The sequence below is a fragment of the Streptomyces rishiriensis genome, from assembly GCF_003112535.1.
GTDB lineage: Bacteria > Actinomycetota > Actinomycetes > Streptomycetales > Streptomycetaceae > Streptomyces > Streptomyces rishiriensis.
Genome location: NZ_BEWA01000008.1, coordinates 296,063 through 322,925 on the forward strand (window position 1 = coordinate 296,063; position 26,863 = coordinate 322,925).

General features: G+C 71.6%; 22 protein-coding genes. 10 read left to right on the forward strand and 12 right to left on the reverse strand.

All coding sequences use genetic code 11. The features are described from left to right. Positions 1 to 322: 322 nt before the first annotated feature. Together Sri02f_RS15640 and metH are read right to left on the reverse strand one after the other, a co-directional pair. Positions 323 to 1,021 (reverse strand): HAD family hydrolase, encoded by a 699-nt coding sequence (locus Sri02f_RS15640; protein WP_109001863.1) that lies wholly within the window; start codon positions 1,019 to 1,021, stop codon positions 323 to 325. Between the two features lie 131 nt (positions 1,022 to 1,152). Next, positions 1,153 to 4,671, reverse strand: coding sequence for a methionine synthase (metH, locus tag Sri02f_RS15645; RefSeq protein ID WP_109001865.1), 3,519 nt, complete (start codon positions 4,669 to 4,671; stop codon positions 1,153 to 1,155). 353 nt (positions 4,672 to 5,024) lie between these two features. On the opposite strand from metH, the gene Sri02f_RS15650 reads away from it, so the two are divergent. The 4 genes from Sri02f_RS15650 (at position 5,025) to Sri02f_RS15665 (ending at position 10,259) form a co-directional block, all read left to right on the forward strand. After that, a complete protein-coding gene (locus Sri02f_RS15650) occupies positions 5,025 to 5,789 on the forward strand; it encodes an IclR family transcriptional regulator (RefSeq protein WP_109001867.1) in 765 nt (254 codons plus the stop codon). Between the two features lie 437 nt (positions 5,790 to 6,226). Beyond that, on the forward strand, positions 6,227 to 7,021 hold the full coding sequence (locus Sri02f_RS15655; RefSeq protein WP_109001868.1) for an MIP/aquaporin family protein: 795 nt from the start codon (positions 6,227 to 6,229) through the stop codon (positions 7,019 to 7,021). A gap of 74 nt (positions 7,022 to 7,095) precedes the next feature. Next, positions 7,096 to 8,634: a glycerol kinase GlpK gene (gene glpK / locus Sri02f_RS15660; RefSeq protein ID WP_109001870.1), complete on the forward strand. Its 1,539-nt coding sequence runs from the start codon at positions 7,096 to 7,098 to the stop codon at positions 8,632 to 8,634. An 8-nt stretch (positions 8,635 to 8,642) separates the two neighbouring features. Beyond that, positions 8,643 to 10,259 carry a glycerol-3-phosphate dehydrogenase/oxidase gene (locus Sri02f_RS15665; RefSeq protein ID WP_109001872.1) on the forward strand — a complete coding sequence of 539 codons (1,617 nt, stop codon included), beginning with the start codon at positions 8,643 to 8,645 and terminating at the stop codon, positions 10,257 to 10,259. A gap of 343 nt (positions 10,260 to 10,602) precedes the next feature. Here Sri02f_RS15665 and mtnK read toward each other — a convergent pair whose 3' ends face one another. From mtnK to Sri02f_RS15685, 4 genes are read right to left on the reverse strand one after another with little or no spacing between them, the layout of a single operon-like run. Continuing rightward, positions 10,603 to 11,775, reverse strand: a complete 1,173-nt coding sequence (gene mtnK, locus Sri02f_RS15670; protein ID WP_109001874.1) for an S-methyl-5-thioribose kinase — start codon at positions 11,773 to 11,775, stop codon at positions 10,603 to 10,605. Between the two features lie 15 nt (positions 11,776 to 11,790). Next, on the reverse strand, positions 11,791 to 12,837 hold the full coding sequence (locus tag Sri02f_RS15675; RefSeq protein WP_109001875.1) for an ABC transporter permease: 1,047 nt from the start codon (positions 12,835 to 12,837) through the stop codon (positions 11,791 to 11,793). A 34-nt stretch (positions 12,838 to 12,871) separates the two neighbouring features. Next, entirely contained in the window at positions 12,872 to 14,431 is a 1,560-nt protein-coding gene (locus Sri02f_RS15680) for a sugar ABC transporter ATP-binding protein (protein ID WP_109001877.1), read from the reverse strand. Then, on the reverse strand, positions 14,418 to 15,515 hold the full coding sequence (locus tag Sri02f_RS15685) for a substrate-binding domain-containing protein (RefSeq protein WP_109001879.1): 1,098 nt from the start codon (positions 15,513 to 15,515) through the stop codon (positions 14,418 to 14,420). The genes Sri02f_RS15680 and Sri02f_RS15685 overlap by 14 nt, the downstream gene beginning before the upstream one ends. A 452-nt stretch (positions 15,516 to 15,967) precedes the next feature. Between Sri02f_RS15685 and Sri02f_RS15690 the strand changes: the two genes are divergently transcribed. From Sri02f_RS15690 to mtnB, 3 genes are read left to right on the forward strand one after another with little or no spacing between them, the layout of a single operon-like run. Further along, positions 15,968 to 16,567, forward strand: coding sequence for a 1,2-dihydroxy-3-keto-5-methylthiopentene dioxygenase (locus Sri02f_RS15690; protein ID WP_109001881.1), 600 nt, complete (start codon positions 15,968 to 15,970; stop codon positions 16,565 to 16,567). After that, positions 16,564 to 17,298 (forward strand): acireductone synthase, encoded by a 735-nt coding sequence (mtnC, locus tag Sri02f_RS15695; protein WP_109001883.1) that lies wholly within the window; start codon positions 16,564 to 16,566, stop codon positions 17,296 to 17,298. Before Sri02f_RS15690 ends, mtnC begins: the two co-directional genes overlap by 4 nt. Next, positions 17,295 to 17,903 (forward strand): methylthioribulose 1-phosphate dehydratase, encoded by a 609-nt coding sequence (mtnB, locus tag Sri02f_RS15700; RefSeq protein WP_109001885.1) that lies wholly within the window; start codon positions 17,295 to 17,297, stop codon positions 17,901 to 17,903. Before mtnC ends, mtnB begins: the two co-directional genes overlap by 4 nt. An 86-nt stretch (positions 17,904 to 17,989) precedes the next feature. Here mtnB and mtnA read toward each other — a convergent pair whose 3' ends face one another. Next, the gene (gene mtnA, locus Sri02f_RS15705; protein ID WP_109001887.1) at positions 17,990 to 19,021 is read right to left on the reverse strand and encodes an S-methyl-5-thioribose-1-phosphate isomerase; all 1,032 of its coding nucleotides are present in this window, start codon (positions 19,019 to 19,021) and stop codon (positions 17,990 to 17,992) included. Between the two features lie 313 nt (positions 19,022 to 19,334). Here mtnA and Sri02f_RS15710 point away from each other — a divergent pair, with 313 nt between their 5' ends. Together Sri02f_RS15710 and Sri02f_RS15715 are read left to right on the forward strand one after the other, a co-directional pair. Then, positions 19,335 to 20,006 carry a FadR/GntR family transcriptional regulator gene (locus Sri02f_RS15710; protein WP_109001889.1) on the forward strand — a complete coding sequence of 224 codons (672 nt, stop codon included), beginning with the start codon at positions 19,335 to 19,337 and terminating at the stop codon, positions 20,004 to 20,006. Between the two features lie 178 nt (positions 20,007 to 20,184). Continuing rightward, positions 20,185 to 21,120, forward strand: coding sequence for a PAC2 family protein (locus Sri02f_RS15715; protein ID WP_109001891.1), 936 nt, complete (start codon positions 20,185 to 20,187; stop codon positions 21,118 to 21,120). 143 nt (positions 21,121 to 21,263) lie between these two features. Here Sri02f_RS15715 and mshC read toward each other — a convergent pair whose 3' ends face one another. The 4 genes from mshC to Sri02f_RS15735 all read right to left on the reverse strand — a co-directional run bounded on the left by mshC (position 21,264) and on the right by Sri02f_RS15735 (position 24,831). Next, positions 21,264 to 22,493, reverse strand: coding sequence for a cysteine--1-D-myo-inosityl 2-amino-2-deoxy-alpha-D-glucopyranoside ligase (gene mshC / locus Sri02f_RS15720; RefSeq protein WP_109001893.1), 1,230 nt, complete (start codon positions 22,491 to 22,493; stop codon positions 21,264 to 21,266). A 152-nt stretch (positions 22,494 to 22,645) separates the two neighbouring features. Beyond that, positions 22,646 to 23,479: an SCO1664 family protein gene (locus tag Sri02f_RS15725; RefSeq protein WP_109001895.1), complete on the reverse strand. Its 834-nt coding sequence runs from the start codon at positions 23,477 to 23,479 to the stop codon at positions 22,646 to 22,648. Next, on the reverse strand, positions 23,443 to 24,033 hold the full coding sequence (locus Sri02f_RS15730) for a DUF3090 domain-containing protein (protein WP_069771842.1): 591 nt from the start codon (positions 24,031 to 24,033) through the stop codon (positions 23,443 to 23,445). The genes Sri02f_RS15725 and Sri02f_RS15730 overlap by 37 nt, the downstream gene beginning before the upstream one ends. Positions 24,034 to 24,144: 111 nt before the next feature. Next, positions 24,145 to 24,831, reverse strand: coding sequence for a histidine phosphatase family protein (locus tag Sri02f_RS15735; protein WP_109001897.1), 687 nt, complete (start codon positions 24,829 to 24,831; stop codon positions 24,145 to 24,147). A 62-nt stretch (positions 24,832 to 24,893) separates the two neighbouring features. On the opposite strand from Sri02f_RS15735, the gene corA reads away from it, so the two are divergent. Next, a complete protein-coding gene (corA, locus tag Sri02f_RS15740; protein WP_109001899.1) occupies positions 24,894 to 25,889 on the forward strand; it encodes a magnesium/cobalt transporter CorA in 996 nt (331 codons plus the stop codon). Between the two features lie 118 nt (positions 25,890 to 26,007). Here corA and Sri02f_RS15745 read toward each other — a convergent pair whose 3' ends face one another. Then, a complete protein-coding gene (locus Sri02f_RS15745; protein ID WP_109001900.1) occupies positions 26,008 to 26,796 on the reverse strand; it encodes a ferritin-like domain-containing protein in 789 nt (262 codons plus the stop codon). Positions 26,797 to 26,863: the final 67 nt, after the last annotated feature.

A 26,863-nucleotide genomic window follows, 5' to 3' on the forward strand; every position in this document is an offset into this window, starting at 1 on the left:
ACCGGCTGCGGACGCACTGAACAGCCGTCAGCGGAAGGATTCGTACAGCCACTCACCAATCGGGACACAAGGATGCACGCGAGGGCGTCCGGCGAGGCCGTGATACATACGGAGAGTCATCTGTCGAGCCTTGAACGGGTGGGGAACGTCACACGCATAACGGGTTCGGGCGGAGCGGAATTCGGCCGCCGGGGAGCGTTTGGCGAAGATCCGAATTCGACCGCGCGCACACCCGCCGAATTCCCCGCAATCGGCGGTGCACGCTGGGTGAACGGCTATCGCATTTCCGTCATCGGCCGCTCACCAATGATCGCGGTCGCGATCATCGGAGCGGCATCAGGCCGCGCAGAAAAGTCAGGTCGACCTGTTCCAGCGAGGAGACGACGGTGCGGCGCGGGGCGGGCGAGATGGGGGCGACGGAGGGCACGGCGACCACATGGCACCCGGCCGCCTCCGCCGAGGCGACCCCGGTGGCGGTGTCCTCGACGACGGCGCACCGGGCCGGGTCCGCGCCGAGGCCCGCGGCCGCGAACAGGTAGGGGTCCGGGTGGGGCTTGGTGCGCGGGACCTCGTCGCCGGCCACGGTGAGCCGGAAGTGCTCGGCGCCGAGCGCGGTGAGGACGCGGTCGATGATGCGGCGGTGGGAGGCGGAGACGAGCGCGGTGGGCACCTGGTGCTCGGCCAGTTCCGCCAGCAGCCGGGCGGCTCCCGGCATCAGGGGCAGGGCACGGGTGATGCGGTCCTCGAACCCCTCGTTGAGCAGGACGCTGAGTTCGGCGAGGGTGACGTCGGCCCCGGTGGCGTCGATCAGGAACCCTGCGCTGCGGCTCATGGGGCCGCCGACCACGACGTGACGCCAGGAGTCGTCGAGGGTGTGGCCGAGGCCGGCGAAGACCTCGACCTCGACGTCCCACCAGAAGCCCTCGGTGTCCACCAGAGTGCCGTCCATGTCGAGGAGCACGGCCTGCAGGGCGGAGCCCTGGGCCGTACGGGTCACTGGCGCGGGAACCGTGCTGGTCATCCACGTACCTCCTTGAGGGACGAGCAGGCCGGTTCCCGCGGGGGAACCGGCCTGCAGTGGACCGACCAGTGTACGACTTATCCGATCAGTGTGCCCGGTGGCGCGCCTGTCGGGGGCCGCGTGTCACGGTGTCAGCGTGCGTTGAAGTACTTGGCCTCGGGGTGGTGGATGACGATGGCGTCGGTGGACTGCTCGGGGTGGAGCTGGAACTCCTCCGACAGGTGCACGCCGATCCGCTCGGGCTGCAGCAGCTCGGCGATCTTGGCGCGGTCCTCCAGGTCGGGGCAGGCGCCGTAGCCGAGGGAGAAGCGGGCGCCGCGGTACTTCAGGGCGAACATGTCCTCGACGTCCGCCGGGTCCTCGCCGGCGAAACCGAGTTCGGAACGCACCCGGGCGTGCCAGTACTCGGCGAGGGCCTCGGCCAACTGGACGGACAGGCCGTGCAGTTCGAGGTAGTCGCGGTAGGAGTCGGAGGCGAAGAGGCGGGCCGTCTCCTCCCCGATGCGGGAGCCGACGGTGACGACCTGGAAGCCGACGACGTCCCTCTCCCCCGACTCCTCCGGGCGGAAGAAGTCGGCCAGGCACAGGCGCCGGCCGCGGCGCTGGCGCGGGAAGGTGAAGCGGGTGCGCTCGTTGCCCTGCTCGTCGAGGACGATCAGGTCGTCGTCCTTGGACACACAGGGGAAGTAGCCGTAGACGACGGCCGCTTCGAGGAGGTTGTCGGTCTGGAGCCTGTCCAGCAGACCGCGCAGCCGGGGGCGGCCCTCGCTCTCGACGAGTTCCTCATAACTGGGTCCGTCCCCGGTGCGGGCCTCCTTCAGCCCCCACTGGCCCTTGAAGAGCGCGCCCTCGTCGAGCCAGGAGGCGTACTCCTTGAGCTGGATGCCCTTGATGACCCGGGTGCCCTCGAACGGCGGCTCGGGCACGGGGTTGTCGGTGGCCACGTCGGAACGGACATGACCCTCCTGGGGGCGCTCCTCGACCTCCGTGGCCGTCGTGCTCGCCCGTACCCGGCGCTGCTTCAGCTCGGGCAGCTTCGCCCCCGGCACGCCCCGCTTGACGCCGATCAGGGCGTCCATCAGACGCAGGCCCTCGAAGGCGTCGCGGGCGTAGCGCACCTCGCCCTGGTAGATCTCGTGCAGGTCCTGCTCGACGTAGGCTCTGGTCAGGGCCGCGCCGCCGAGGATCACCGGGTAGTCTGCGGCCATCTTGCGCTGGTTGAGCTCCTCCAGGTTCTCCTTCATGATCACCGTGGACTTCACCAGCAGTCCCGACATGCCGATCACGTCGGCCCGGTGCTCCTGGGCCGCGTCCAGGATCGCCGAGACCGGCTGCTTGATCCCCAGGTTGACGACGTTGTAGCCGTTGTTCGACAAGATGATGTCGACCAGGTTCTTGCCGATGTCGTGGACGTCGCCGCGCACGGTGGCCAGCACGATCGTGCCCTTGCCCTCCGCGTCGGACTTCTCCATGTGCGGCTCCAGGAAAGCCACCGCGGTCTTCATCACCTCCGCGGACTGCAGCACGAACGGCAGTTGCATCTGACCGGAGCCGAACAGCTCGCCGACCACCTTCATGCCGTCCAGCAGCGTCTCGTTGACGATGTCCAGCGCGGGGCGGGTCTGCAGCGCCTCGGCGAGGTCGGCCTCCAGCCCGTTCTTCTCGCCGTCGATGATCCGCCGCTTCAGGCGCTCGTCCAGCGGCAGCGCCGCCAGTTCCTCCGCCTTGCCGGCCTTCAGCGACTTGGTGGTGGCGCCCTCGAACAACGCCATCAGCTTCTGCAGCGGGTCGTATCCCTCGGCGCGGCGGTCGTGGATCAGGTCGAGGGCGGTGGCGACCTCCTCCTCGCTGAAACGCGCGATGGGCAGGATCTTCGACGCGTGGACGATCGCCGAGTCCAGACCCGCCTTCACGCACTCGTCCAGGAACACCGAGTTCAGCAGGATCCGCGCCGCCGGGTTCAGCCCGAAGGAGATGTTCGACAGGCCCAGCGTGGTCTGCACCTCGGGCCGGCGCCGCTTGAGCTCGCGGATCGCCTCGATCGTGGCGATGCCGTCCTTGCGGGACTCCTCCTGGCCCGTGCAGATCGTGAACGTCAGACAGTCGATGAGGATGTCCGACTCGAGGATGCCCCAGTTGCCGGTGAGGTCGTCGATGAGACGCTCGGCGATGGCCACCTTGGACTCGACCGTGCGGGCCTGGCCCTCCTCGTCGATGGTCAGCGCGATCAGCGCCGCACCGTGCTCCCGGGCCAGCGCCGTCACCTTCGCGAACCGCGACTCGGGCCCGTCGCCGTCCTCGTAGTTCACCGAGTTGATCACCGCACGGCCGCCCAGCCGCTCCAGCCCCGCCCGGATGACCTCCACCTCCGTGGAGTCCAGCACGATCGGCAGCGTCGAGGCGGTCGCGAAGCGGCCCGCGAGCTCGTCCATGTCGGCCACACCGTCACGGCCGACGTAGTCCACGCACAGGTCGAGCATGTGCGCGCCCTCACGGATCTGGTCCCGGGCCATCTCCACGCAGTCGTCCCAGCGGCCCTCCAGCATCGCCTCACGGAACTTCTTCGAACCGTTGGCGTTCGTGCGCTCCCCGATCGCCATGTACGCGGTGTCCTGCCGGAACGACACCGTCTGGTACAGCGAGGCGGCGCCCGGCTCCGGACGCGGACTGCGCTCGGCCGGCGAGGCCCCCCGCACCCGCTCCACGAGCTGACGCAGATGCTCGGGCGTCGTCCCACAGCACCCGCCGACGAGGTTCAGCCCGTAGTCACGGACGAAGGTCTCCTGCGCGTCGGCCAGGCCTGTGGCGTCGAGCGGGAAGTGGGCGCCGTCCTTGGTGAGGATCGGCAGACCGGCGTTCGGCATGCACAGCAGCGGGGTGCGGGAGTGCCGGGCCAGATAGCGCAGGTGCTCGCTCATCTCGGCGGGACCGGTGGAGCAGTTCAGGCCGATCATGTCGATGCCGAGGGGTTCCAGCGCGGTGAGCGCGGCGCCGATCTCGGAGCCCAGCAGCATGGTGCCGGTCGTCTCGAACGCCATCGAGACCAGCAGCGGCACCTCGGCGCCCGTCGCCTGCATGGCCCGCCTCGCGCCCAGCACCGACGACTTCGTCTGCAGCAGGTCCTGGGTGGTCTCGACGATCAACGCGTCCGCGCCGCCGGCGAGCAGGCCCTCGGCGTTGGCCTGGAAACCGTCGCGCAGCGTGCCGTAGCCGATGTGGCCGAGGGTGGGCAGCTTGGTGCCGGGGCCGATGGAGCCGAGGACCCAGCGGGTGCGTCCGTCGCGGGCGGCGAAGGCGTCCGCGGTCTCCCGGGCGATGCGGGCGCCGGCCTCGGACAGCTCGTACACGCGGTCGGCGATGTCGTACTCGGCCATGGCGGAGTGGTTTGCGCCGAACGTGTTGGTCTCGACGCAGTCGACGCCTGCGCCGAAGTACTCCTCGTGCACCGAGCGGACGATGTCCGGCCGGGTGACGTTCAGGATCTCGTTGCAGCCCTCGAGGTTCTCGAAGTCCTCCAGGGTGGGCTCCTGGGCCTGGAGCATGGTGCCCATCGCTCCGTCGGCCACCACCACTCGGGTGGCCAGGGCCTCTCGGAGCGCGGACACGCGGGTCCGGCTGTCGGCGGAAGGGGTCGGCGGCACAGAGGCCATGAAAGGGCTCCCTCAGATGCGACGGCTGTCGGCTTTGCGTCTCCTCAGGATGCGGCTGGCAAGGCTTCCCGAGGAGCGTGCACGCCGTCAGGGTAGCCGGGTCGGAGGCCTTATGGTCAGGGGCGTCCACGGGACGGACGGGTCCGGCGGCGGCGGACACGGCCCCGGAGGGGGTGGCGGACGGTCGGGCACGGCCGTGCGACGGGCGTGTCACTCCTGGGAGACGACTCGCGTAACACGTATCGACCGACCATTAGCGAGAGGTCGGCATGGACCGGTAGTGTTCGACATTGCCGAACGACGGCAGCAGATGCCGTGCGTTGACGGTCGAAGGGGACGGAGGCAGGACGGCGATGGCACGGAACATCCAGTCGGTCGAACGTGCGGCCGCGATGCTGCGACTGCTGGCCGGCGGCGAGCGGCGACTGGGCCTGTCGGACATCGCCTCGTCCACGGGCCTGGCCAAGGGCACCGCACACGGGATCCTGCGCACCCTCCAGCAGGAGGGATTCGTCGAGCAGGACGACGTCTCCGGGCGCTATCAGCTGGGCGCGGAGCTGCTGCGCCTGGGCACGACGTACCTGGACGTGCACGAGCTGCGCGCGCGTGCCCTGGTGTGGACGGACGACCTGGCCCGCTCCAGCGGCGAGAGCGTCCACCTGGGGGTGCTGCACCAGCAGGGCGTGCTGATCGTGCACCACGTCTTCCGGCCGGACGACAGCCGGCAGGTGCTGGAGATCGGGGCCATGCAGCCGCTGCACTCCACCGCTCTGGGCAAGGTCCTGTCGGCCTACGACCCGGTGGCCCACAGCGAGGCCCTGGAGGTCGACCGCAAGCCGTTCACGGACCGCACGGTGTGCGAGCTGGACGCCTTCGAGCACATCCTCGACCTCACGCGCGCGCGGGGCTACGCGGCCGACGTGGAGGAGACCTGGGAGGGCGTGGCGTCCATCGCCGCGCCCATCCACGACCGTCGGCGCATGCCCGTGGGCGCGGTCGGCATCACCGGCGCCGTGGAGCGGCTGGGGCGGGACGGCGAGCTGCGTCCCGAGCTGATCGCGGCCGTGCGGGACTGCGCCCGCGCGGTGTCGCGGGACCTGGGCGCCGGGCGTTTCTGAGCCCGTCGCCGGCGGCCCTCCCGGGCGGTGCGTTCGATGAGTGCACCCGAGCGGTGCGGGCACGGGGCGCCGGCGACGTCGTCCCGAGAAGTGCGTGAGACCTGGCCGGGACGTCGGACGACGTCCCGGCCGCCGCCATACCCGGCAAAAGACGCCCTGACGCGGACATCAGGGGCGAGTGCATGCGCACCCACGCGAAGATCGATGACTTGCCGCGATCAATAACGATCGCACTTTCGATAACACCACTCTTGACGCACACCTGACGGCCGGGCAAGACTCCCGTCCATCGGTCGGCATTGTCGAACACCTACCGGCAATACGCGCTAGAGTGTGACAACGCCAAAGGCCGGCATCGCTCTCACCCCCGAGGGCGCTCGAATCCCCGGTGGGACCCGGGGTTCGGCTTCCCTGGACGAAGGACAAAGGAGTCGCGGGTGTCCAGCTCCGACATCTTCATCGGCGAGACCATCGGTACCGCCATACTCATCCTGCTGGGCGGTGGCGTCTGCGCCGCCGTCACGCTGAAGGCCTCCAAGGCGCGCAACGCCGGTTGGCTCGCCATCACCTTCGGGTGGGGTTTCGCCGTTCTGACGGCTGTCTACACCTCGGCCCCCCTCTCCGGGGCCCACCTCAACCCGGCGGTCACCCTCGCACTCGCGATCAAGGACGACGACTGGAGCAACGTTCCGGTCTACTGGGCGGGACAGCTGCTCGGCGCCGCCATCGGCGCGGCCCTGGTCTGGGTCGCCTACTACGGCCAGTTCCACGCGCACCTGACCGACCGCGAGATCGTCGGCGGTCCGGGCGCGCAGGCCACCAAGGCCAAGGCCGTCGAGGCGCAGGAAGCGGGCGCCGGCCCGGTTCTGGGCGTCTTCTCCACCGGTCCGGAGATCCGGGTCGTCTGGCAGAACCTCGCCACGGAGATCATCGGCACCGTCGTGCTGGTGCTCGCCGTCCTCACGCAGGGCCTGAACGACAAGGGCAACGGCCTGGGCAACCTGGGCGCGCTGATCACCGCGCTCGTGGTCGTCTCGATCGGCCTCTCGCTCGGCGGTCCGACCGGGTACGCGATCAACCCGGCCCGTGACCTCGGTCCCCGCATCGTGCACGCCCTCCTGCCCCTGCCCAACAAGGGCGGCTCCGACTGGAGCTACGCCTGGATCCCGGTGGTCGGCCCGCTGATCGGCGGCGCGATCGCTGCAGGCATCTACAACGTCGCTTTTGCTTGAGAGCACCAGGTGCACCGCGTAGTCAGCAGCGCCGTACAGACAGCCCCCTCTCCACGGAACCCCAGGAGCACACCGTGACCGACGCGCACACCGCCGGCCCCTTCATCGCCGCCATCGACCAGGGCACCACCTCCTCCCGCTGCATCGTCTTCGACCGCGACGGCCGGATCGTCTCCGTCGACCAGAAGGAGCACGAGCAGATCTTCCCGAAGCCGGGCTGGGTCGAGCACGACGCCACCGAGATCTGGACCAACGTCCAGGAGGTCGTCGCCGGAGCCATCGAGAAGGCCGGCATCACCCGCGACGACATCAAGGCCATCGGCATCACCAACCAGCGTGAGACCACGCTGCTGTGGGACAAGAACACCGGTGAGCCCGTCCACAACGCCATCGTCTGGCAGGACACCCGCACCGACGCCCTGTGCCGCGAGCTCGGCCGCAACGTCGGCCAGGACCGCTTCCGCCGCGAGACCGGCCTTCCGCTGGCCTCGTACTTCGCCGGCCCCAAGGCGCGCTGGCTGCTCGACAACGTCGAGGGTCTGCGCGAGCGCGCCGAGGCGGGCGACATCCTCTTCGGCACCATGGACACCTGGGTCATCTGGAACCTGACCGGCGGCGTCGACGGCGGCAAGCACTACACCGACGTCACCAACGCCTCCCGCACCATGCTGATGAACCTGCACACCCTGGAGTGGGACGAGAAGATCGCCGAGTCCATCGGCGTGCCGCTGTCGATGCTCCCGGAGATCCGCTCCTCGGCCGAGGTGTACGGCGAGGTCACCGGCGGCCGCCTGGGCGAGCTGCTCGGCGGCATCCCGGTCGCCTCCGCGCTCGGCGACCAGCAGGCCGCCCTGTTCGGTCAGACCTGTTTCGCCGAGGGCGAGGCCAAGTCGACGTACGGCACCGGCACGTTCATGCTGATGAACACCGGCGAGAAGATCATCAACTCCTACTCGGGCCTGCTGACCACGGTCGGCTACCGCATCGGCGACGACAAGCCGGTGTACGCCCTGGAGGGCTCGATCGCCGTCACCGGTTCGCTGGTGCAGTGGATGCGCGACCAGATGGGCCTGATCTCCACCGCCGCCGAGATCGAGACGCTCGCGCTCTCCGTCGAGGACAACGGCGGCGCGTACTTCGTGCCGGCCTTCTCCGGTCTGTTCGCCCCGTACTGGCGCTCCGACGCCCGCGGTGTGATCGCCGGCCTCACCCGGTACGTCACCAAGGCGCACCTCGCGCGCGCCGTCCTGGAGGCCACGGCCTGGCAGACCCGGGAGATCACCGACGCCATGACGAAGGACTCCGGCGTCGAGCTCGCGGCCCTCAAGGTCGACGGCGGCATGACCTCCAACAACCTGCTGATGCAGACCCTCTCGGACTTCGTGGACGCCCCCGTGGTGCGCCCGATGGTCGCCGAGACCACCTGCCTCGGCGCCGCCTACGCCGCCGGCCTCGCCGTCGGCTTCTGGACCAGCACCGACGACCTGCGCGCCAACTGGCGGCGGGCCGCCGAGTGGACCCCCCGCATGGACGCGGACACCCGCGACCGTGAGTACAAGAGCTGGCTCAAGGCCGTCGAGCGGACCATGGGCTGGCTCGAGGACGAGGAGTAAGACCCGAAATGACCAGTCAGCCCACCCTGCAGTCCGTGCCTGCCCTGGGGACGCACCCGGCGTCCGGCTCCAACCCGAGCCGCGCCGAGACCCGGGAGCAGCTCTCCAAGGCGTCGTACGACCTTCTCGTGATCGGCGGCGGCATTCTGGGCATCTCCACCGCCTGGCACGCCGCGCAGTCCGGCCTCAGGGTGGCTCTGGTCGACGCCGGCGACTTCGCCGGCGCCACCTCCTCCGCCTCCTCCAAGCTGCTCCACGGCGGTCTGCGCTACCTGCAGACCGGCGCGGTGAAGCTGGTGGCGGAGAACCACTTCGAGCGCCGTGCGGTCTCCCGTCAGGTGGCCCCCCACCTGGCGAACCCGCTCACGTTCTACCTCCCCGTGTACAAGGGCGGGCCGCACGGCGCGGCGAAGCTCGGGGCGGGCGTCTTCGCCTACTCCGCGCTGTCGGCGTTCGGCGACGGCGTCGGTCACCTCCTGTCCCCGGCCAAGGCCGCGCAGGACGTGCCCGAGCTGCGCACCGACAACCTCAAGGCCGTGGCCGTGTACGGCGACGACCAGATGAACGACGCGCGCATGGCGCTGATGACGGTCCGCGCGGCCGTCGAGGCGGGTGCGGTGGTCCTCAACCACGCCGAGGTGTCGGGCCTGCGCTTCACCAAGGGCCGGGTCACGGGCGCCGAGCTGCGCGACCGACTCTCGGGGGACGAGTTCGGCGTCGACGCCCGCCTGGTGCTGAACGCCACCGGTCCGTGGGTCGACCACCTGCGCAAGATGGAGGACCCCAACGCGGCGCCGTCCATCCGCCTGTCCAAGGGCGCGCACCTGGTGCTGAAGCGCACCGCGCCCTGGCGGGCCGCGCTCGCGACGCCCATCGACAAGTACCGCATCACCTTCGCCCTCCCCTGGGAGGACATGCTGCTGCTCGGCACCACGGACGAGGAGTACGAGGGCGACCCGGCGGACGTCGCGGTCACCGAGAAGGACACCGCGCAGATACTCGACGAGGCCGCGTTCTCCATCCGCGACCAGCAGCTCGACCGTGACCTGATCACCTACGCCTTCGCGGGTCTGCGCGTGCTGCCGGGCGGACCGGGGAGCACGGCGAAGGCCAAGCGCGAGACCGTGGTGACGGAGGGCCGGGGCGGCATGCTGTCCGTCGCGGGCGGCAAGTGGACGACGTTCCGGCACATCGGCCGGACGGTCATGCAGAAGCTGGAGGCGCTGCCGGGCCACCCGCTGGGCGACGACTTCGAGCCGATCTCCTCGCTGCCGAGGAAGCTGCCGCTGCCCGGCGTCGCCAACCCGCGCGCGATCGCCCACCGGCTGTTGGTCGACAACCCGGCGCCCGGCCCGCGCATGGCGGCCGACACCGCCAAGCACCTGGCCACCCACTACGGCTCGCTCGCCTTCGACATCGCGCGGCTGGCGAACGAGGACCCCTCGCTGCGCGAGCGGGTCCACCCGGACGCGCCCGAGATCTGGGCGCAGGTCGTCTACGCCCGTGACAACGAGTGGGCCGAGACGGCGGACGACGTGCTGCGCCGCCGCACGACGCTGACGATCCGCGGTCTGGCCACGGACGACGTCCGCGCCAGGGTGCAGGACCTGCTCGACAAGAAGTAGGTCCGCCGCGGGACACCCCGTCCGCACGACGAGACCCTCCGCCGGCCCCACTCCCCTGACCGGGGCCGGCGGGGACGGCCCCACCGTACCGGGGCCGGAACCGGGAAAGGGGCGGCTCCACCCCTATGGAGCCGCCCCTTTCGCATGCCCCTTCCGCATGCCGGTCCCCACCCTCGCGGTCCGGGCGCCGTCGCCCGGTGCTTGCCCGCAGACGTGGACGTCGGTCACGTGGGTTCCGCCGAACCGGCGGCGCTGCGCGAGGCCTTCGCGCTGGACGGCGGCGGGGAGCCCACGCTCGGCCGGGCGGCCGGCAGGGAGCGGTCGGACGCGGTGGCGAGACCGCTCAGCCGAGCGACGCCACCACCGCCTCCACCGCCCGGACGTCGGTCAACTCCTCGCGCCGCACGATCAGTTCACGTCCCAGCAGCAGCGCGCGGCGGGAGGCGGGGACCGGGTCGGGCAGGGTCGTCAGGTCGGTGAGATGGGCGAAGCCGATGACGCGGCGGACGATCTCGGCTCCGGCGTAGCCGACGGAGTCGGTCCAGACACGGCGCAGGAAGCGGTCGAGGTAGGCGTCGTCGAAGAAGGCGTCGACGCGGGCCGGCCACAGCCGGCGGAACTCGGCCTCGAACGCCTGCCAGGAGAGGTGGAGTTGGTCGGCGTGGTCGGACAACGTGCCGAGCGCGCGGGCCCGTTCCGCCGAGACCAGGGTGTTCGCCCAGTACAGGCCGAGGTCGTAGCCGACGGGGCCGACGAAGGAGAACTCGGGGTCGAAGACCCGGACGACGGGGGCGCCCCCGCGGGAGCCGACCATGACGCTGCCGGTGTGCAGGTCGCCGTGCAGAAGGGCCTGGGCGCCGGTCATGAAGGTGTGGCGGAGGTCGGCGACCTCGGTGCGCAGACGGGCGTCGGCGCGGAAGGCGGCGGCCAGGTCGTCGAGGCCGGGGTGCCAGTGGTTGTGCTCGTGCTCGAGGTAGGGCTCGGACAGCACCACATCCTCGGTGATCTTGCACAGCTCAGGGCTGACGGAGGCCGCGATCAGCGCCTTGCGCTCGGCTGAGGGCATGCCGAAGTCGCTGGTGGCGAAGGAGAACTGGGCGACGAACTCGCCGATCCGCGCCGAGGTCCCGGGGCCGTAGGGCGCGCCCTCGTTGAGGAGGGTGCGCAGGACCCGGAGGTCGGACATGTCCTCCATGACGAGGGCGTGGTTCTCGGGATCGTAGCCGTGCACCGCCGGGATCTTGTCGGGGGCGACCCTGGCGACCTGCTGGTAGGCGCGGGCCTCGGCGTCGGCGCGGTCGGGGCTCATGGGCCAGGAGGGGCCCGCGACGCGGACCCAGGGCAGGGCCTGCTTGACGGCGAGGCTGCGGGTTCCGTCGGCGGAGGAGGCGAGGAACACCCGGTTCATGTTGCCGTCCGACACCTCGCGGACGTGGATGTCCGCGAGGTCGTCCCAGTGGCCCCGCTCTCGCAGGTACGCGGGGATGTCGTCGGTCTCCAGGATGCGGTAGCCCATGGTCGGTGAACTCCCTTATGCGGTACGGCGCTTGGACAGGGTGAAGCTGAAGACCAGGGCGAGGATGAGCACGGCGCCCTCGACGACGTCCTGGGTGTAGTACGGCAGGCCCTTGATGGTCAGGCCGGTGGTGATGACGCCGATGAGCACCGCGCCGAGGGCTGTGCCCCACACGTTGGGGCGGCCGCGGCCCAGGACGGACGTGCCGACGAGCGCCACGGCCACCGCCTCGAGCAGCTGGGAGGCGCCGGCCGAGACGTCGCCCTGGCCGATCCTGGACGCCAGGATGAGGCCGCCGACGGAGGCGAGGACGCCGGAGACGACGTAGGCGAGGGCGCGGTGGGCGCCCACGCGGATGCCGGCCAGCCGGGAGGCCTCGGGGTTGGCGCCGATGGCGTACAGGACGCGGCCCCAGCGGGTGCGGGCGAGGAAGACCCAGGCGGCGACCGTCAGGCCGCCGAAGATCAGCACGGAGATCGGCACGCCGAGGACCGTGCCGCGGTCGATCTTCAGGAAGCCCTCGGTGAATCTGCCGGGCGCGGTCGACCCGTCGGACATGGTCATGCCCGGGGTGATGGACTGGCCGTCGACGAGGATGAGTTTGCCGCCCTGGATGACGAACATCGTGCCGAGCGTGGCGAGCATGTCGGGGATCTTCAGGACGACGATCAGCAGCGCGTTGAGCAGGCCCGCGACCGCGCCGGCCGCCAGGACGGCGAGGATCGCGACCGTGCCGACCTGGTTGAGGACGACCATGGTCTGTGCGGCGACGGAGACGCCCAGTCCGGCGACCGCGCCGACGGACATGTCCATTCCGCCGACGGCCATGGTGAACGTGACGCCCAGGCCGAGGATGGCGGCGACGGACACGTAGCGCAGGGTGTCGAGGAGAGTCGCCGACTCGCGGAAGGAGCCCTCGCTCAGCGCGAAGTACAGGAACAGCGCGACCGTCACGAAGATGAAGCCGTACTTGATGACGGCGTTCTGGACGCGCACGGCGGCGGAGGTCGCCGGCGGGAGCGCCGCCTGGGTGGGGACCTCGGTGCTCTGGGTGGTGGTCATGGCGTTCTTCCCGGGCCTTCGTGGGGAGCCGGCGTCACACGGACGCCGAGATGGTCTGGATCACGCGGTCGCGCTCCGCGTCTTCGCCGTACGCGTCGAGGTGGACCTCGCCGCCCGCGAGGACGACGACCCGGTCGGCGACCTCCAGGACCTCGTCGACGTCCGCGGACAGCACGAGGACGGCCGCGCCTTCGGCGGCCAGGGCGCGGGCCCGGCGGCCGATGTCGCGCCGGGCGCCGATGTCCACGCCTCGGAACGGCTCGTCCAGGATGAGGACGCGCGGGGTGGCGGCGAGCCAGCGGCCGACGACGACCTTCTGCTGGTTGCCGCCGGACAGCTCCTCGACGGTGCTGTGCTCGTCCCGGGCGACGACGCCCAGGGCGCCGATCGTGTCGCGGCCGAGGGCGTCCTCGCGGGAGCGGCTCACCAGCCCGCCCCTGGACAGGGACTTCAGGAACGGCAGCGAGACGTTGCGGGCGACCGACCAGCCGGGTACGAGGGCGTCGGTGTGCCGGTCCTCGGGCACCAGGTGGACGCCGGCCCGGATGGCGTCGGCGGGGCGACGGGGCGCGTAGGCGGCCCCGTCCAGTTCGACGGCGCCCGCGGGGAAGGGCTCGGCGCCGAACAGACCGCGGGCCAGCTCGGTCTTGCCCGCGCCCAGCAGGCCGACGACGCCGGTGACCTCGCCCGCGCGCAGGTCGAGGTCGAGCGGTGCGCGGCCCGCGAAGAGCCGCACTCCGCGCAGGGAGAGCAGGGTCTCTCCCCGGACGCCCGCACGGACCGGCCGGGCGGTCGTGGCCTCCTGCGCCTGGGCCAGCATGGCGCGCAGGGCCGCGTCCCAGTCGAAGGGCCTGGCCTGGTCGTCGGTGAGGAGACCGTCGCGCAGGACGACCAGCCGGTCGGCGAGCGCGTCGATCTCGCCGAGCCGGTGGGAGACGTAGAGCACGGCGATGCCGTCCTCGCGCATCCTCGCGACGAGCGCGAACAGCCGCTTCGCCTCGGCGGCGGAGAGCGCCGAGGTGGGCTCGTCGAGGACGAGGAGCCGGGGGCGGGTCGCCAGCGCACGGGCCAGGATGAGCAACTGCCGGTCGGAGATGCCCAGTTCGGTGACGTCCCGCTTCAGCACCGCGTCGCTCCAGTCCAGGCCGAGGCCCGCCTGGATCTCACGGGCGCGGGCCAGCGTGGCGCGGCCGCTGACGAACGGGTTGCCGCGCCGCTGCGCGAGTTCCTCGAACACGAGGTTCTCGGCGACGCTGAGACCGGGCACGACGCCCTCGCCGATCCGCTGGTGCACCGTCTGGATGCCCAACCGGCGGGCGGCGAGCGGGGAGTCGAGGACGACGGGTGCGCCGTCCACGCGGATCCGGCCGCCGTGGCCGGGGTGGACGCCAGAGAGGATCTTGATCAGGGTCGACTTGCCGGCGCCGTTCGCGCCGAGCAGCGCGACCACGCTGCCCGGTGCGATGTCGAGCGAGACGGAGGCGAGGACCGTCCTGCCGCCGAACGCCATGCTGACGTCGGCGAGCGTGACGGCCGGGGCCGGCCCGGCGGGCTCCGCCAAGTCGACGGGTTCGGCGGGCTCAGTGGGCGACATTCGGGATCCAGTCCGCGGTGGAGACCTGCGAGAGGTTCAGCGCGGGCAGCGCCTGCCGCAGCTGGTCCATGTTCGCGATCTTCTTCTCCCGCAGGAAGTCCTGCGTGATGGCGACGGCCGGGAACTCCACGGACGTCCTGCCGAGTCGGCCGGCCAGCTCCAGGGCGGTGGTGCGCACGACGGCCGCGCCGACGGCGGACGGGTCGGTGCCCGCGGTCGCGACCCAGGGGCTGTCCGCCGCGGTCATCTGCTGGATGTCGGCGTTGGAGACGTCCGCGCCGAACACCTTCACCCTGTCCTGCAGCTTCTTGTTCTGCACGGCGAGCACGGCGCCCTTGGCGAGTTCGTCGTAGGGCGCGAAGACGCCGGTGACGTCGGAGTGCTGGGTGAGCGCGGCGGAGACCAGGGGAACGTTGTCGGTGGCCGTGGAGTCGGTGACCTTGCCGACCTTGAACTGCTGCTTCCAGGCCTCGGCGGTCACCGTGGACTTCCAGACGGCGTCGCGCTTGTCGAGGGCCGCGTAGCCGGCGACGTTGACGTAGCCGACCCTGGCGTTCTTCCCGACCTGACCGGCCATCACGTCGAGGACGGCCTTGGCCATGCTCGCGTCGTCCTGCTCCGTGGACACGACCCCCTTGGTGGGGGTGTCGACGTCGTAGACGACGACCTTGACGCCCTTCTTCACGGCCTTGTCGATCTCCGGCTGGATGGTGGCCGGGAACCCGTGGTCGATGATGATCGCCTTCGCGCCGGAGTTGATCGCCGAGGACAGGTCGGTGGCCTGCTTGGCGTTGTCGGCCTGGGCGTCGTACACGGTCAGGTCGATGCCGAGGGCCTTGGCCTGGGCCTTCGCTCCGTTGCCCCACTGCTCGAAGTAGTCGCCGGCGCCACTCTGCCGCACCAGGGCGACCTTGACCGGGCCCGCGCCGAACGGTGCGGGCTTCTTGCCGGTGGCCGCGGCGGCCGGGGCCGCGGTGTCGGCCGTGCCCGTGGAGGCGTCGGAGGACTGGGAGCAGCCCGACAGGACGAGGGCGGAGACGGAGGCCAGGGAGAGCGCGGCGAGAGGCAGACGGGCACGGGACATGGAGAGCTCCAGGTACGGGGCGGTGCGAAGCGGAGGGGCACGAGAGCGTGCGGGCAGGCGCGGGGGCCGAGAAGGTGCGCGACCGGAGCGAGGGGCGAGAACGAGCCACGGCGGGGTGGCGGACAACGCCCGGGGAACGGGGGCGCGTCGGGCTCCGGGAGGGGTCAGCGACAGCTGGCCGTGGTCGACCGGAGCAGGTCCACGTACAGCCGCCGCACGAGCAGCAGCGTCTTCATACGCAGATGATGAGAACGTTTTCAGCCGCACGTCAAAGAAGTGGACACGAAATCCCGTCATATGAGATGACGACCTCGTCACAGTCGGTGCACACACCATCGGCGGTTACCATCACCGGAGCGGCATGCGCCCTGGCGTGTCGCGGTCGAGTGATGCTCCTCCACCGCCCTGCCCGCGCTCCCCACTCCTCCTTCCAGACTTCTGGAGTTGCTTCCATGACGCTGCTGACGACCTGGTCCGAGTCCGGCCCGGAGACCCTGGTGCGCCGCACCTCCGACCCCGCCGAGATCGCCGAGGCGCTCGCGCCGCTGGGCGTGCGCTACGAGCAGTGGCCGATCCGCGAGGACGTCCCCGCGGACGCCGACGGCGACACGGTCTTCGCCGCCTACGGCCCGGAGATCGAGAAGCTGAACGCCGAGGAGGGCTTCACCACGGTCGACGTCCTCGGCCTGCACCCCGGCGACGACCCGGAGTTCCCGGCGAAGGCGAAGGCCGCCCGGGAGAAGTTCCTCCAGGAGCACACCCACGACGACGATGACGAGGTCCGCTTCTTCGTCTCCGGCTCCGGCATCTTCTATCTGCACGTCGGCGGCGAGGTGCACGCGGTCCTCTGCGAGAAGGGCGACCTGCTGGGCGTCCCGCGCGGCACCACCCACTGGTTCGACATGGGCACGAAGCCGTCGTTCACGGCGATCCGCTTCTTCCACGAGGAGGACGGCTGGATCGGCAACTTCACCGGCTCCCCCATCGCCGCCCGTTTCCCGGACTACGACACCATCGCGGCCGGCCACGCGGCCGACCGGGACGCCGCGTGAGCCTGCGGGACCCGGCGTTCGACGTGGACGCCGTGGTGCTCGACATCGAGGGCACCACGAGCGCCACGGGTTTCGTCGTGGACGTGCTGTACCCGTACTCGCGCGCCCGGTTCGCCGAACTGCTCGCCGAGCGGGCCGAGGAGCCCGCGGTGGCGCGGGCGATCGCGCAGGTGCGGGAGCTCACGAGTGAGCCGGACGCCGACACGGCCGCGATCGAGAAGACGCTGAACGCCTGGCTGGACGACGACCGCAAGGCGACCCCGCTGAAGACCCTGCAGGGCATCGTCTGGTCCGAGGGCTTCGCGCGCGGCGACCTGGTCTCGCACTTCTACGACGACGTCGTACCGCGGCTGCGCGCCTGGCACGCGGCCGGACTGCGGCTGTACGTCTACTCGTCCGGGTCGGCGGCGGCGCAGCGGGCCTGGTTCGCCAACAGCCCCGAGGGCGACCTCACGCCACTGGTGAGCGGCCTGTACGACACCGAGAACGCCGGTCCCAAGCAGGAGCCGGAGTCGTACCGCCGCATCGCCACGGGGACCGGCGTCGAGCCGTCCCGGCTGCTGTTCCTCTCCGACCGGCCGGGCGAGCTGGACGCGGCCCGCGAGGCGGGCTGGCGCACCGTCGGCGTCCGGCGGCCGGGAGAGCCGTACTTCGAGCAGGGAGTCGGCGACCACGCGCAGGCGGGGTCGTTCGACGAGATCACCGTCGGCACCACCGGGAGCACCGCATGACCGCCGAGATCACCGCACTGGACCTGGAGGAGGCGGGCGCGGTCCTGGCCGCCGAGTCCGCCCGTTTCGCCTCCTTCGGCTGGATGCGCGGCACGTCCGGCAACCTGTCGGTCGTCCTGACGCGCGAACCGCTGCGGCTCGCCGTCACCGCGAGCGGCCACGACAAGGGCGAACTGACGCCCGCCGACGTGGTGCTGGTCGACGGGCGGGGCGCCGCGGTGAACGGCGGCCGGCCGTCCGCGGAGGCCGAGCTGCACGCCCGCGTGGCCGCGCTGACCGGCGCGGGAGCCGTGGTGCACGTCCACACGGTGGCGTCCGTGGCGCTGGGGCACCGGCACCCGGGCGGGATCGTCTTCAAGGATCTGGAGATGCTCAAGGGGGTCGGCCAGCCCGCCCACGACGTCGAGGTGACGCTGCCGGTCATCGCCAACAGCCAGGACATGAAGGTGCTCGGCGACCGGCTGGAGGCGGCCCGCGACCAACGGATGCCCGCCGTGGTCGTGGCCGGGCACGGCCTGTACGTATGGGGCGACGACCCGCGCCAAGCCCGCCACCACACCGAGGTCGTCGAGTGGCTCCTGGAGTTGGAGCTCACCCGCCGCTGAGTGCCCGGCGCCGGACGCACGGCGCCGGGACACGCGGTGCCGGGACACGCGGCGAGGCCCCACGGGACGGCCGCGCGGCCGGGTGCTCAGCGCATCCGGTCGCCGGGCAGTTCACCGGCGGAGACCTCCAGCACACCCCGCTCGGTCACCAGGCCCGTGACCAGGCGGCCCGGCGTGACGTCGAACGCCGGGTTGTGGCCGCGCGAGCCGGTCGGCGCCGTGCGCACACCCGCCCACTCCAGCACCTCCTCCTCGCCCCGGAGTTCGATGTGGATGTCCGCGCCGGTCGCCGTGGACAGGTCGACCGTGGTCGTGGGCGCGGCCACCAGGAACGGGACGCCCGCGTCGGCGCAGGCCAGGGCCACGCCCACGGTGCCGACCTTGTTGGCCGTGTCGCCGTTGGCCGCTATGCGGTCGGCGCCGACGACCACCGCGTCGACCTGGCCGCGCAAAATCGTTCCGGCCGCCGCCCCGTCGGCCTGGACGTAGTGCGCGATGCCCTCCTGGACGAGCTCCCAGGCGGTCAGGCGCGAGCCTTGGAGCAACGGGCGGGTCTCGTCGACGTACACCACCTCCAGGCGTCCTCGCGCGTGCAGTTCACGGATGACGCCGAGGGCGGTGCCCCAGCCCGCGGTGGCCAGCGCTCCGGTGTTGCAGTGCGTCAGGACGCGCAGCGGGCGGTCCTCGCCGACCCGCTTCAGCAGCCAGTCCGCGCCGGCCGCGCCCATCGCGCGGTTCGCCTCGACGTCCTCGCGCTGGACGGCGGCCGCCTCCGCCAGGACCGCGTCGAGCCCCTCGGCGAAGCGGGTCATGACCCGGTCGACGCACACCATGAGGTTCACCGCCGTCGGACGCGCCTCGCGGACGCGGGCGACGGCCGCGCGCACCTCGGCCTCCGACCAGCCCTCGCGCGCGCCCTGCAGCACGGCGATCGCGACGCCGTACGCGCCCGCCGCGCCGATCGCGGGGGCGCCGCGCACGACGAGGCGACGGACGGCGTCGACCAGGGTGTCCACATCGCGGACATCCACGATCTGGGTGCGATGCGGCAGCAGCGTCTGATCGATGAGCGCCAGACCGTTTCCGGTCCATTCGACGGCACGAAGTTCCTGGGACATAAAGGGACGCTCCTGGTGTTCCGGTGGCGACAGCCACGGTACCCGACCTGGGGAACCACAGTTCGGGGCGATCGAGCAGACGTCCGGGCGGCAGCGGATCCGACCACCCCGCCCGCACCGTGTCCAGATGCCGAGACGCGGACCGATGGAGCGGCCGGAGGAGGCCGGGGACGGCCGGGCAAGGCCGGGAGGCCCGACGGTGAGGCGGTGATCACTGGTGGCGATCGCCGCTCCGGAGGCAGTCCGCCGATCTGGCCTCATAATGACCGCTGAGACATCGGATGTCTCGACGTGGAACGACAGGAGGACGGACATGGCAGTCACCGACGAGGCGATCGAGCGGATCAAGGGCATGATCGTCTCGGGTGCGCTGCGCCCCGGGGACCGGCTGCCCAAGGAGAGCGAACTCGCCGCCGAGCTGGGCCTGTCCCGCAACTCGCTGCGCGAGGCGGTGCGCGCCCTGTCGCTGATCCGGATCCTGGACGTACGGCAGGGCGACGGCACCTATGTGACCAGTCTCGACCCCCAACTGCTCCTGGAGGCGCTGAGTTTCGTCGTGGACTTCCACCGCGACGACACCGTCCTGGAGTTCCTGGCGGTGCGCCGCATCCTGGAGCCGGCCGCCACGGCGATGGCCGCGCTGCGCGTCAGCGAACAGCAACTGGACGCGCTGGAGTCCCAGTTGGACAAGCTCGGGGGCGCTCCGTCGGTGGAGGAACTCGTCGCCAGCGATCTGGAGTTCCACCGGGGCATCGTGCAGAGCGCCGGCAACTCGGTGCTGTGCTCCCTGCTCGACGGGCTGTCCGGGCCCACCACCCGGGCCCGGATCTGGCGCGGGCTGACACAGGAGGACGCGGTCTCCGGCACCCTGCGCGAGCACCGGGCGATCCTCTCGGCGCTGCGCGACCGCGACGCGGAGGCGGCGCGTTCGTGGGCGACGGTGCACATCGCGAGCGTCGAACAGTGGCTGCGGTCCTCCCTGTAGGCCGGTGACGGTGAGCGCGGGACGGCAGCGCGCAGGGGCGCCGATCATCGCGGGGTGTCCCGGGGTGGCGAACGGGGCAGTGATCCGGTTGCTCCCCGCGCAAGGGGGCTGCGGGCGCCCCCGCGGAACGCCGTAAGGTTGGGTGGTCAAGCGAGGGCACGTCGGAAGGAGGCGCTGGGTGATCGAGCTCGAGGGGGTTCCCGAGCTGATCGACCCGGTCATGGTGGCCGCGTTCGAGGGCTGGAACGATGCCGGCGACGCCGCCTCCACCGCGGTCGCGCATCTGGAGCGGGAGTGGAAGGGCGAGGTGTTCGCGGCGCTGGACGCCGAGGACTACTACGACTTCCAGGTGAACCGCCCCACGGTGTGGATGGACGCCGGCGTGCGCAAGATCACATGGCCGACGACAAGGTTGTCGGTCGTCCGGGTCGGCGGTGACAAGCCACGCGACCTGGTGCTCGTGCGCGGCATCGAACCGTCCATGCGCTGGCGCTCGTTCTGCAACGAGTTGCTGGGCTTCGCCCACGAGCTGGGCGTGGAACTGGTGGTCGTCCTGGGCGCGCTGCTCGGCGACACCCCGCACACGCGTCCGGTTCCGATCAGCGGGACCACGTCGGACGCCGATCTGGCGCAGCGCATGGACCTGGAGGAGACCAAGTACGAGGGCCCCACGGGCATCGTCGGCGTCCTTCAGGAGGCGTGCACGCACGCGGGTGTGCCCGCGGTCAGTCTGTGGGCGGCCGTCCCGCACTACGTCTCGCAGCCGCCGAACCCGAAGGCGACGCTGGCCCTCCTCAACCGTCTGGAGGACCTGATCGACGTCCGCATCCCGCTGGGCGAGCTGCCCGAGGACGCGCGCGCGTGGCAGGTGGGCGTGGACCAGCTGGCCGCCGAGGACACCGAGGTCGCCGAGTACGTCCAGACGCTGGAGGAGGCACGGGACACCGCGGAGCTGCCGGAGGCGTCGGGTGAGGCGATCGCCCGCGAGTTCGAGCGCTACCTGCGGCGGCGGGACGGCGGCGGTCCGCCCGACCCCGGGGAGCGCACCCGGCCCCCCAAGCCGCCGAAGCCGAGCGGGGAGACCCCGGACGACAGCGATTCGTCGGACGACTGAGCGGACCGGCCGGAGGCCCGTCGAGCGCACACACAGGACGCATGAGGCCGCGAGAGCGGCGAAGGGGCGCCTCCCGGGATCGGGGGGCGCCCCTCTCATGGCTCATGACCGGCACAGTCATGGCTCATGACTGTGCCGAGGTGCTAGAGCGCCACCCCGAGCAGTGCGTCCACGGTCCGCGAGACGACGCCGGGGGCGCCGATGTCGGTCCCGCCCGTCTCCTGCTGGAGCGCGGCCCAGCGGTCGACGGCGGCGAGCGCGGCGGGGGCGTCGAGGTCGTCGGCGAGGGCCTCGCGCACCTCCGCGACGAGCGCCTCGGCGGGCGGTCCGTCGGGGCGCGAGACGGCGGCGCGCCAGCGGCCGAGGCGGGCCTCGGCCTCCACCAGGACCTGGTCGGTCCACTCCCAGTCGGCGCGGTAGTGGTGGGCGAGGAGAGCGAGCCGGATGGCGGCGGGGTCGACGCCGTCCTGGCGGAGCGTGGAGACGAAGACGAGGTTGCCCTTGGACTTGGACATCTTCTCGCCGTGGAGGGCGACCATGCCGGCGTGGACGTACGCCTTGGCCATGGGGAACTCGCCGGTGAGGGCCTGGGCGTGGGAGGCGCCCATCTCGTGGTGCGGGAAGGCCAGGTCGGAGCCGCCGCCCTGGACGTCGAAGCCCATGCCCAGGTGGTCCAGGGCGATGGCCACGCACTCGATGTGCCAGCCGGGCCGGCCACGGCCGAGCGAGCCGCCGTCCCAGCTGGGCTCGCCCTCGCGGGCGGCCATCCACAGCATGGGGTCGAGCGGGTTCTTCTTCCCCGGGCGGTCCGGGTCGCCGCCGCGCTCGGCGGACAGCAGCCGCATGGTCTCGGCGTCCAGGTTCGCGACCTTGCCGAAGTTCGGGTCGGCCTCGACGGAGAAGTAGACGTCGCCGTCGAGTTCGTAGGCGGCGCCCGCGTCCCGCAGGCGTTCGACGAGCGGGACGATGCCGGGTATCGCCTCCACCGCGCCTATGTAATGCTGCGGCGGGAGCATCCGCAGGGCCGTCATGTCCTCGCGGAAGAGAGCCGTCTCCTTCTCGGCGAGGGCGACCCAGTCGACGCCGTCGCGTTCGGCCCGCTCCAGGAGCGGGTCGTCGACGTCGGTCACGTTCTGGACGTACTGAACCTGCCGCTTGGTGTCGAGCCACACGCGCTGGACGAGGTCGAACGCGTTGTAGGTCGCCGCGTGACCGATGTGGGTCGCGTCGTACGGCGTGATGCCGCAGACGTAGATACGGGCGACGGGACCGGGGTCGAGGGAGACCGTACCGCCGGTCGCGGTGTCGTGGATCCTCAGGTCGCGGCCCTGACCAGGCAGGGCGGGGACCTCGGAAGCGGGCCAGGCATGCATGCCATGAGCGTAACCGGACGGAAGTTGCCTGTACGAACCGGAGCGGACCAGATGGCCGGGAAGGCGCTCTTGCGGCTTTCCCGCCGGTGTGCCCGGCGTGCGTCGGCCGACCCGCCCCGGCCGACCGACGAGCCCGGCCGACCGACGGGGCGCTAGACCGGGGGCCAGGGGATCGCGGGCCACTCGCCGCTCGGCTCCGGATGGGTCCCGGAGGCGAGCAGTGCCTCGGTCCGCGCGCGGGTGGCGTCGAGTTCGGCGGGGGTGATGAGCCCGCTCAGCGCGCCGGCCAGCCGTCCGCCGGGCTCCAGGGCGCTCCTGAGGCCCTTGAGGACCTCGACGGCCTCCCCGGTCAGGGGCTCCCCCGCCCAGCCCCACAGGAGCGTGCGCAGCTTGTTCTCGGCGTTGAAGGTGACGCCGTGGTCGATGCCGTACAGGCGGCCGTCGGCGGTGGGCAGCAGATGGCCGCCCTTGCGGTCGGCGTTGTTGATCACCGCGTCGAGCACGGCGAGCCGGCGAAGGCGTTCGTCGTCCGCGTGCACCAGCAACGCGGTCCGGCCTCCACCGACCTCGGCGAAGCCGATCGCCTTCCAGCCGGGTCCGGGCTCCTCGCCGTCCACCAGGGCGAGCAGTTCGGCCTCGGGGGCCGTCTCGACCCACAGCTGGCACATGCCCTCGCCGTGCGGCCCGTCCCGCAGCACCGTGGGCGGGACGAGGCCCCAGCCGGTCGCCTCCGAGACCTCGTAGGCGGCGACCTCGCGCTGAGCGAGGGTGCCGTCGGGGAAGTCCCACAGGGGCCGCTCCCCGGCCACCGGCTTGTAGACGCAGGCGGCCTTGCGGCCCTCGTGCGCGACGGTGCAGTACAGGGCCGCGTTCGAGGCGTCGCGGATGCGTCCGCGGACCGTGAGCCCGCCGTGGGCGAGGAGGTCGGCGACGGCCGGGTCGGTGGTCGTCACGCTCCCCGGCGGTATCCGTTCTGGCGCGGACATACGTGTCCTTCCGGGTCGAGCGGCAGGCTGCACAGCGGGCACGGCGGCCGGCCGGCGTTGACGACGTCGAGGGCGCGCTTGGCGAAGGCCCGCGCCTGTGCGCCGGTGAGCCGGACCCGCAGCATCGGGGGCCCGTTCTCCTCGTCCTGCAGGAGCTTCTCCTCGGCCTCGGCGAGGTCCTCCTCGGAGTCGGCCTCGAGTTCCACGAGGGCCTGGGCCTCGACGATCATGCGCTGTTCCTCGCCGTCCCAGGCGAGGGCCATGGTGCCGACCCGGAACTCCTCCTCGATCGGGGTGTCGAGGGGGGCCGTGTCGCTGTTCTCGGCGGGCGAGACGGCGGGCACCATGGCGCTGCCGCCGCTACGGCGTACGACCTCGTCCAGCAGTTCGTCCATGCGCTCGGCGAGCGCGGCGACCTGGGTCTTCTCCAGGGCCACGCTGGTCACTCGACCGCCGGCGGTGGCCTGGAGGAAGAAGGTGCGGCGCCCGGGCAGCCCGACCGTACCGGCCACGAAACGGTCCGGGGGGTCGTAGAGGAACACCTGACGGGACACGTCCTGTCTCCATGGGAATCGTGGGTCATCGTGGTTCTGGGAACGAGTGGGGGAACGTCCCTGCGGGTACGCGCGCGTTTGCGGACCGCTTCACCCTACTGCGGCCGACGATCACGGTGCGCCCGCACCGCCCCCGACCGGGGCGTCCCCCGTGGGCGGCTCCTCGCGCGGCGCCAGGGAGGCGAGGTCGCCGGTGTCGCCGAGACGCACCAGAAAGGGGCGCAGCCGGGTGTAACGGATCGCGGTGATGGAACAAGGCTCCACAGAGATCCGCTGGAAGAGGTCGAGATGAAGTCCGAGTGCGTCGGCGACGAGCGACTTGATGACGTCGCCGTGCGAGCACATCAGGTAGACGGCGTCCGCGCCGTGGTCGCGCTCCACGCGCGCGTTCCACTCGCGCACCGCCTCGGCCGCGCGGGTCTGCATGGCGCGCAGGGACTCGCCGCCCGGGAACGCGGCCGCGGAGGGGTGCGACTGCACGATCTCCATCAGCGGCTCGTCCATCAGCTCGGCGAGCTTGCGCCCGGACCAGTCGCCGTAGTGGCACTCCCCGATCCGGTCGTCGGTGTGCGCGCGCAGTCCGGGGCGGGCGTCGAGCAGGGGGCCCAGCGTCTCCTGGCAGCGCTGGAGGGGGCTGGTGACGACCTCCGCGATCGGCAGCGACGCGAGCCGCCCGGGCAGCGCGGCGGCCTGTGCGGCGCCGCGCTCGTCGAGGGCGACGCCGGGCGTCCAGCCGGCGAGCACAGCGGAGGTGTTGGCGGTGGACCGGCCGTGCCGGACGAGGATCAACGTGGGCATGCGGCCCAGCGTAGGCGCACGCGCGTGTGCGCCGGCGAGAGCTCGAAGGGAGAACGCGCCCAGTGATCGTGGACTGCGCCATCTACCGCGAAGGACGTCGCAGGGAGGGTCCCGAGGACTTCTCCGACGCCGTGGACGAGGCACGTGCCGGGGGCGGCTTCGTGTGGGTCGGGCTGCACGAGCCCACCGAGAAGGAGTTCGACCTCATCACGCGGGAGTTCGGGCTGCATCCGCTCGCCGTCGAGGACGCGCTGAACGCCCACCAGCGGCCCAAGATGGAGGTGTACGACGATTCGCTGTTCCTGGTGTTCAAGCCGGTCGTCTACGAAGCGGAGAGCGACGCGGTCTCCTCGGGCGAGGTGATGGTCTTCCTGGGCGACTCGTTCGTGGTGACCGTCCGGCACGGCGAGGGCGCGCCGCTGGCCGCGGTGCGGAACCGGCTCGAGCACGAGCCCAAGCTGCTCGCGAAGGGGCCCACGGCGGTGGTGTACGCGATCGCCGACGCCACGGTGGACCACTATCTGGACGTGGCGACGGAGCTGCAGACCGACCTGGAGGAGCTGGAGGCGGAGGTGTTCTCGCCGGACGTCGGCGGTTCGCGCAACACCGCGTCGCGGATCTACACCTTCAAGCGGCAGATCCTGGAGTTCCGCCGGGCCACGGGCCCGCTGGGGCCGCCGCTGACCCGGTTGGCGGGCGTCGGCGGGGGCGGCCCCGGCGTGCCGTTCGTGAACGACAAGGCACGGCCCTTCTTCCGGGACGTGAGCGACCATCTCACGCGCGTGAACGAGTCCGTCGAGGGGCTGGACCGGCTGGTGACGGACATCCTCTCGGCGCATCTGGCGCAGATGAGCGTCCGGCAGAACGACGACATGCGGAAGATCTCGGCATGGGCGGCCATGGCCGCGGTCCCCACGATGCTCGCGGGGATCTACGGCATGAACTTCGACCACATGCCGGAGCTGCACTGGTTTTGGTCGTATCCGGCGGTCATCGCGGTGATGGGCGTGCTGGAACTCCTGTTGTTCCGGCTGTTCAAGCGACGCGGCTGGCTCTAGAACCGGCCCTGGGGCGGTTCTGGGCCCGTCCCTGGAGCGGCCGGGCGGTTCATGCGTACTCGGGGGCTCATGCGTACTCGGGGCTCGGGCGAACTCCGGGCTCGGGCGAACTCCGGGCTCAGGCGAACTCGGGGGCCGCGGTCGCGGGGCCGCCGAGCGCGTCGCGTCGTTCGGGCGTCCTGAGGGAGACCATCCGCCGCCATCCGGCGAACCGCTCCCACGCGTACACGGCGTGAATGCCTGCCGCCAGGACGGCCGAGCGCGCCCTGGGCCAGCCGAGGATGCGGCCCATGTGGGCCGTCACGGCCAGGCTGACGTCGCGGTAGACGCGGATCTCGGCGAGCGCGCACGCGCGCAGGGTCCGCTGGATGGCCGGTCCGTGCCCCGCGCGGGCGAGGCGCAGCAGTTCCTCGTGGCAGTAGGCGAGGTGGTTGTCCTCGTCGTCGGCGATCATCCTGACGGCGCGCCCGATGTCGGGGTGGTCGGCGAAGTGCCTGCGCAGCAGGGCCATCTGCTCGGCGGCGCGCTGTTCGGTGACCCGGCTGTGGGACAGGTAGGTGACGACGTCCTGCACGGTCAGGGGCCGCTCGGCCCGCAGACGGTCGTGGGAGAGGCCGATGCCGCTCCGCTCCAGGAGCATCGTGTAGTCGGTGTCGGGCGGGACGGGCACGGGGTCGAGGCCGCGCCGGCGCATCAGGGCGGTGAAGATCCGCCCGTGCTTGTCCTCGTCGGCGCCGTGGCGGGCGATCTTGGGGGCGAGGGAGCGTTCGCTCGGCAGGACCAGCGCGGCGATCCTGGCGTTCTCCCAGCCCCCTTGCGACTCGCCGCCGGCGGCGATGGAGCAGAAGAGGGCGAAGGCCTCGTCGTCGTCGATGATCTCCTGGAACAGACTCTTGGCCGAAAGCATCGTGGGGCCCCTCTCCGCACTGCGCAGGATTCCGCAACATCTCGCGACGTTCCGCAAGGAACGAGTC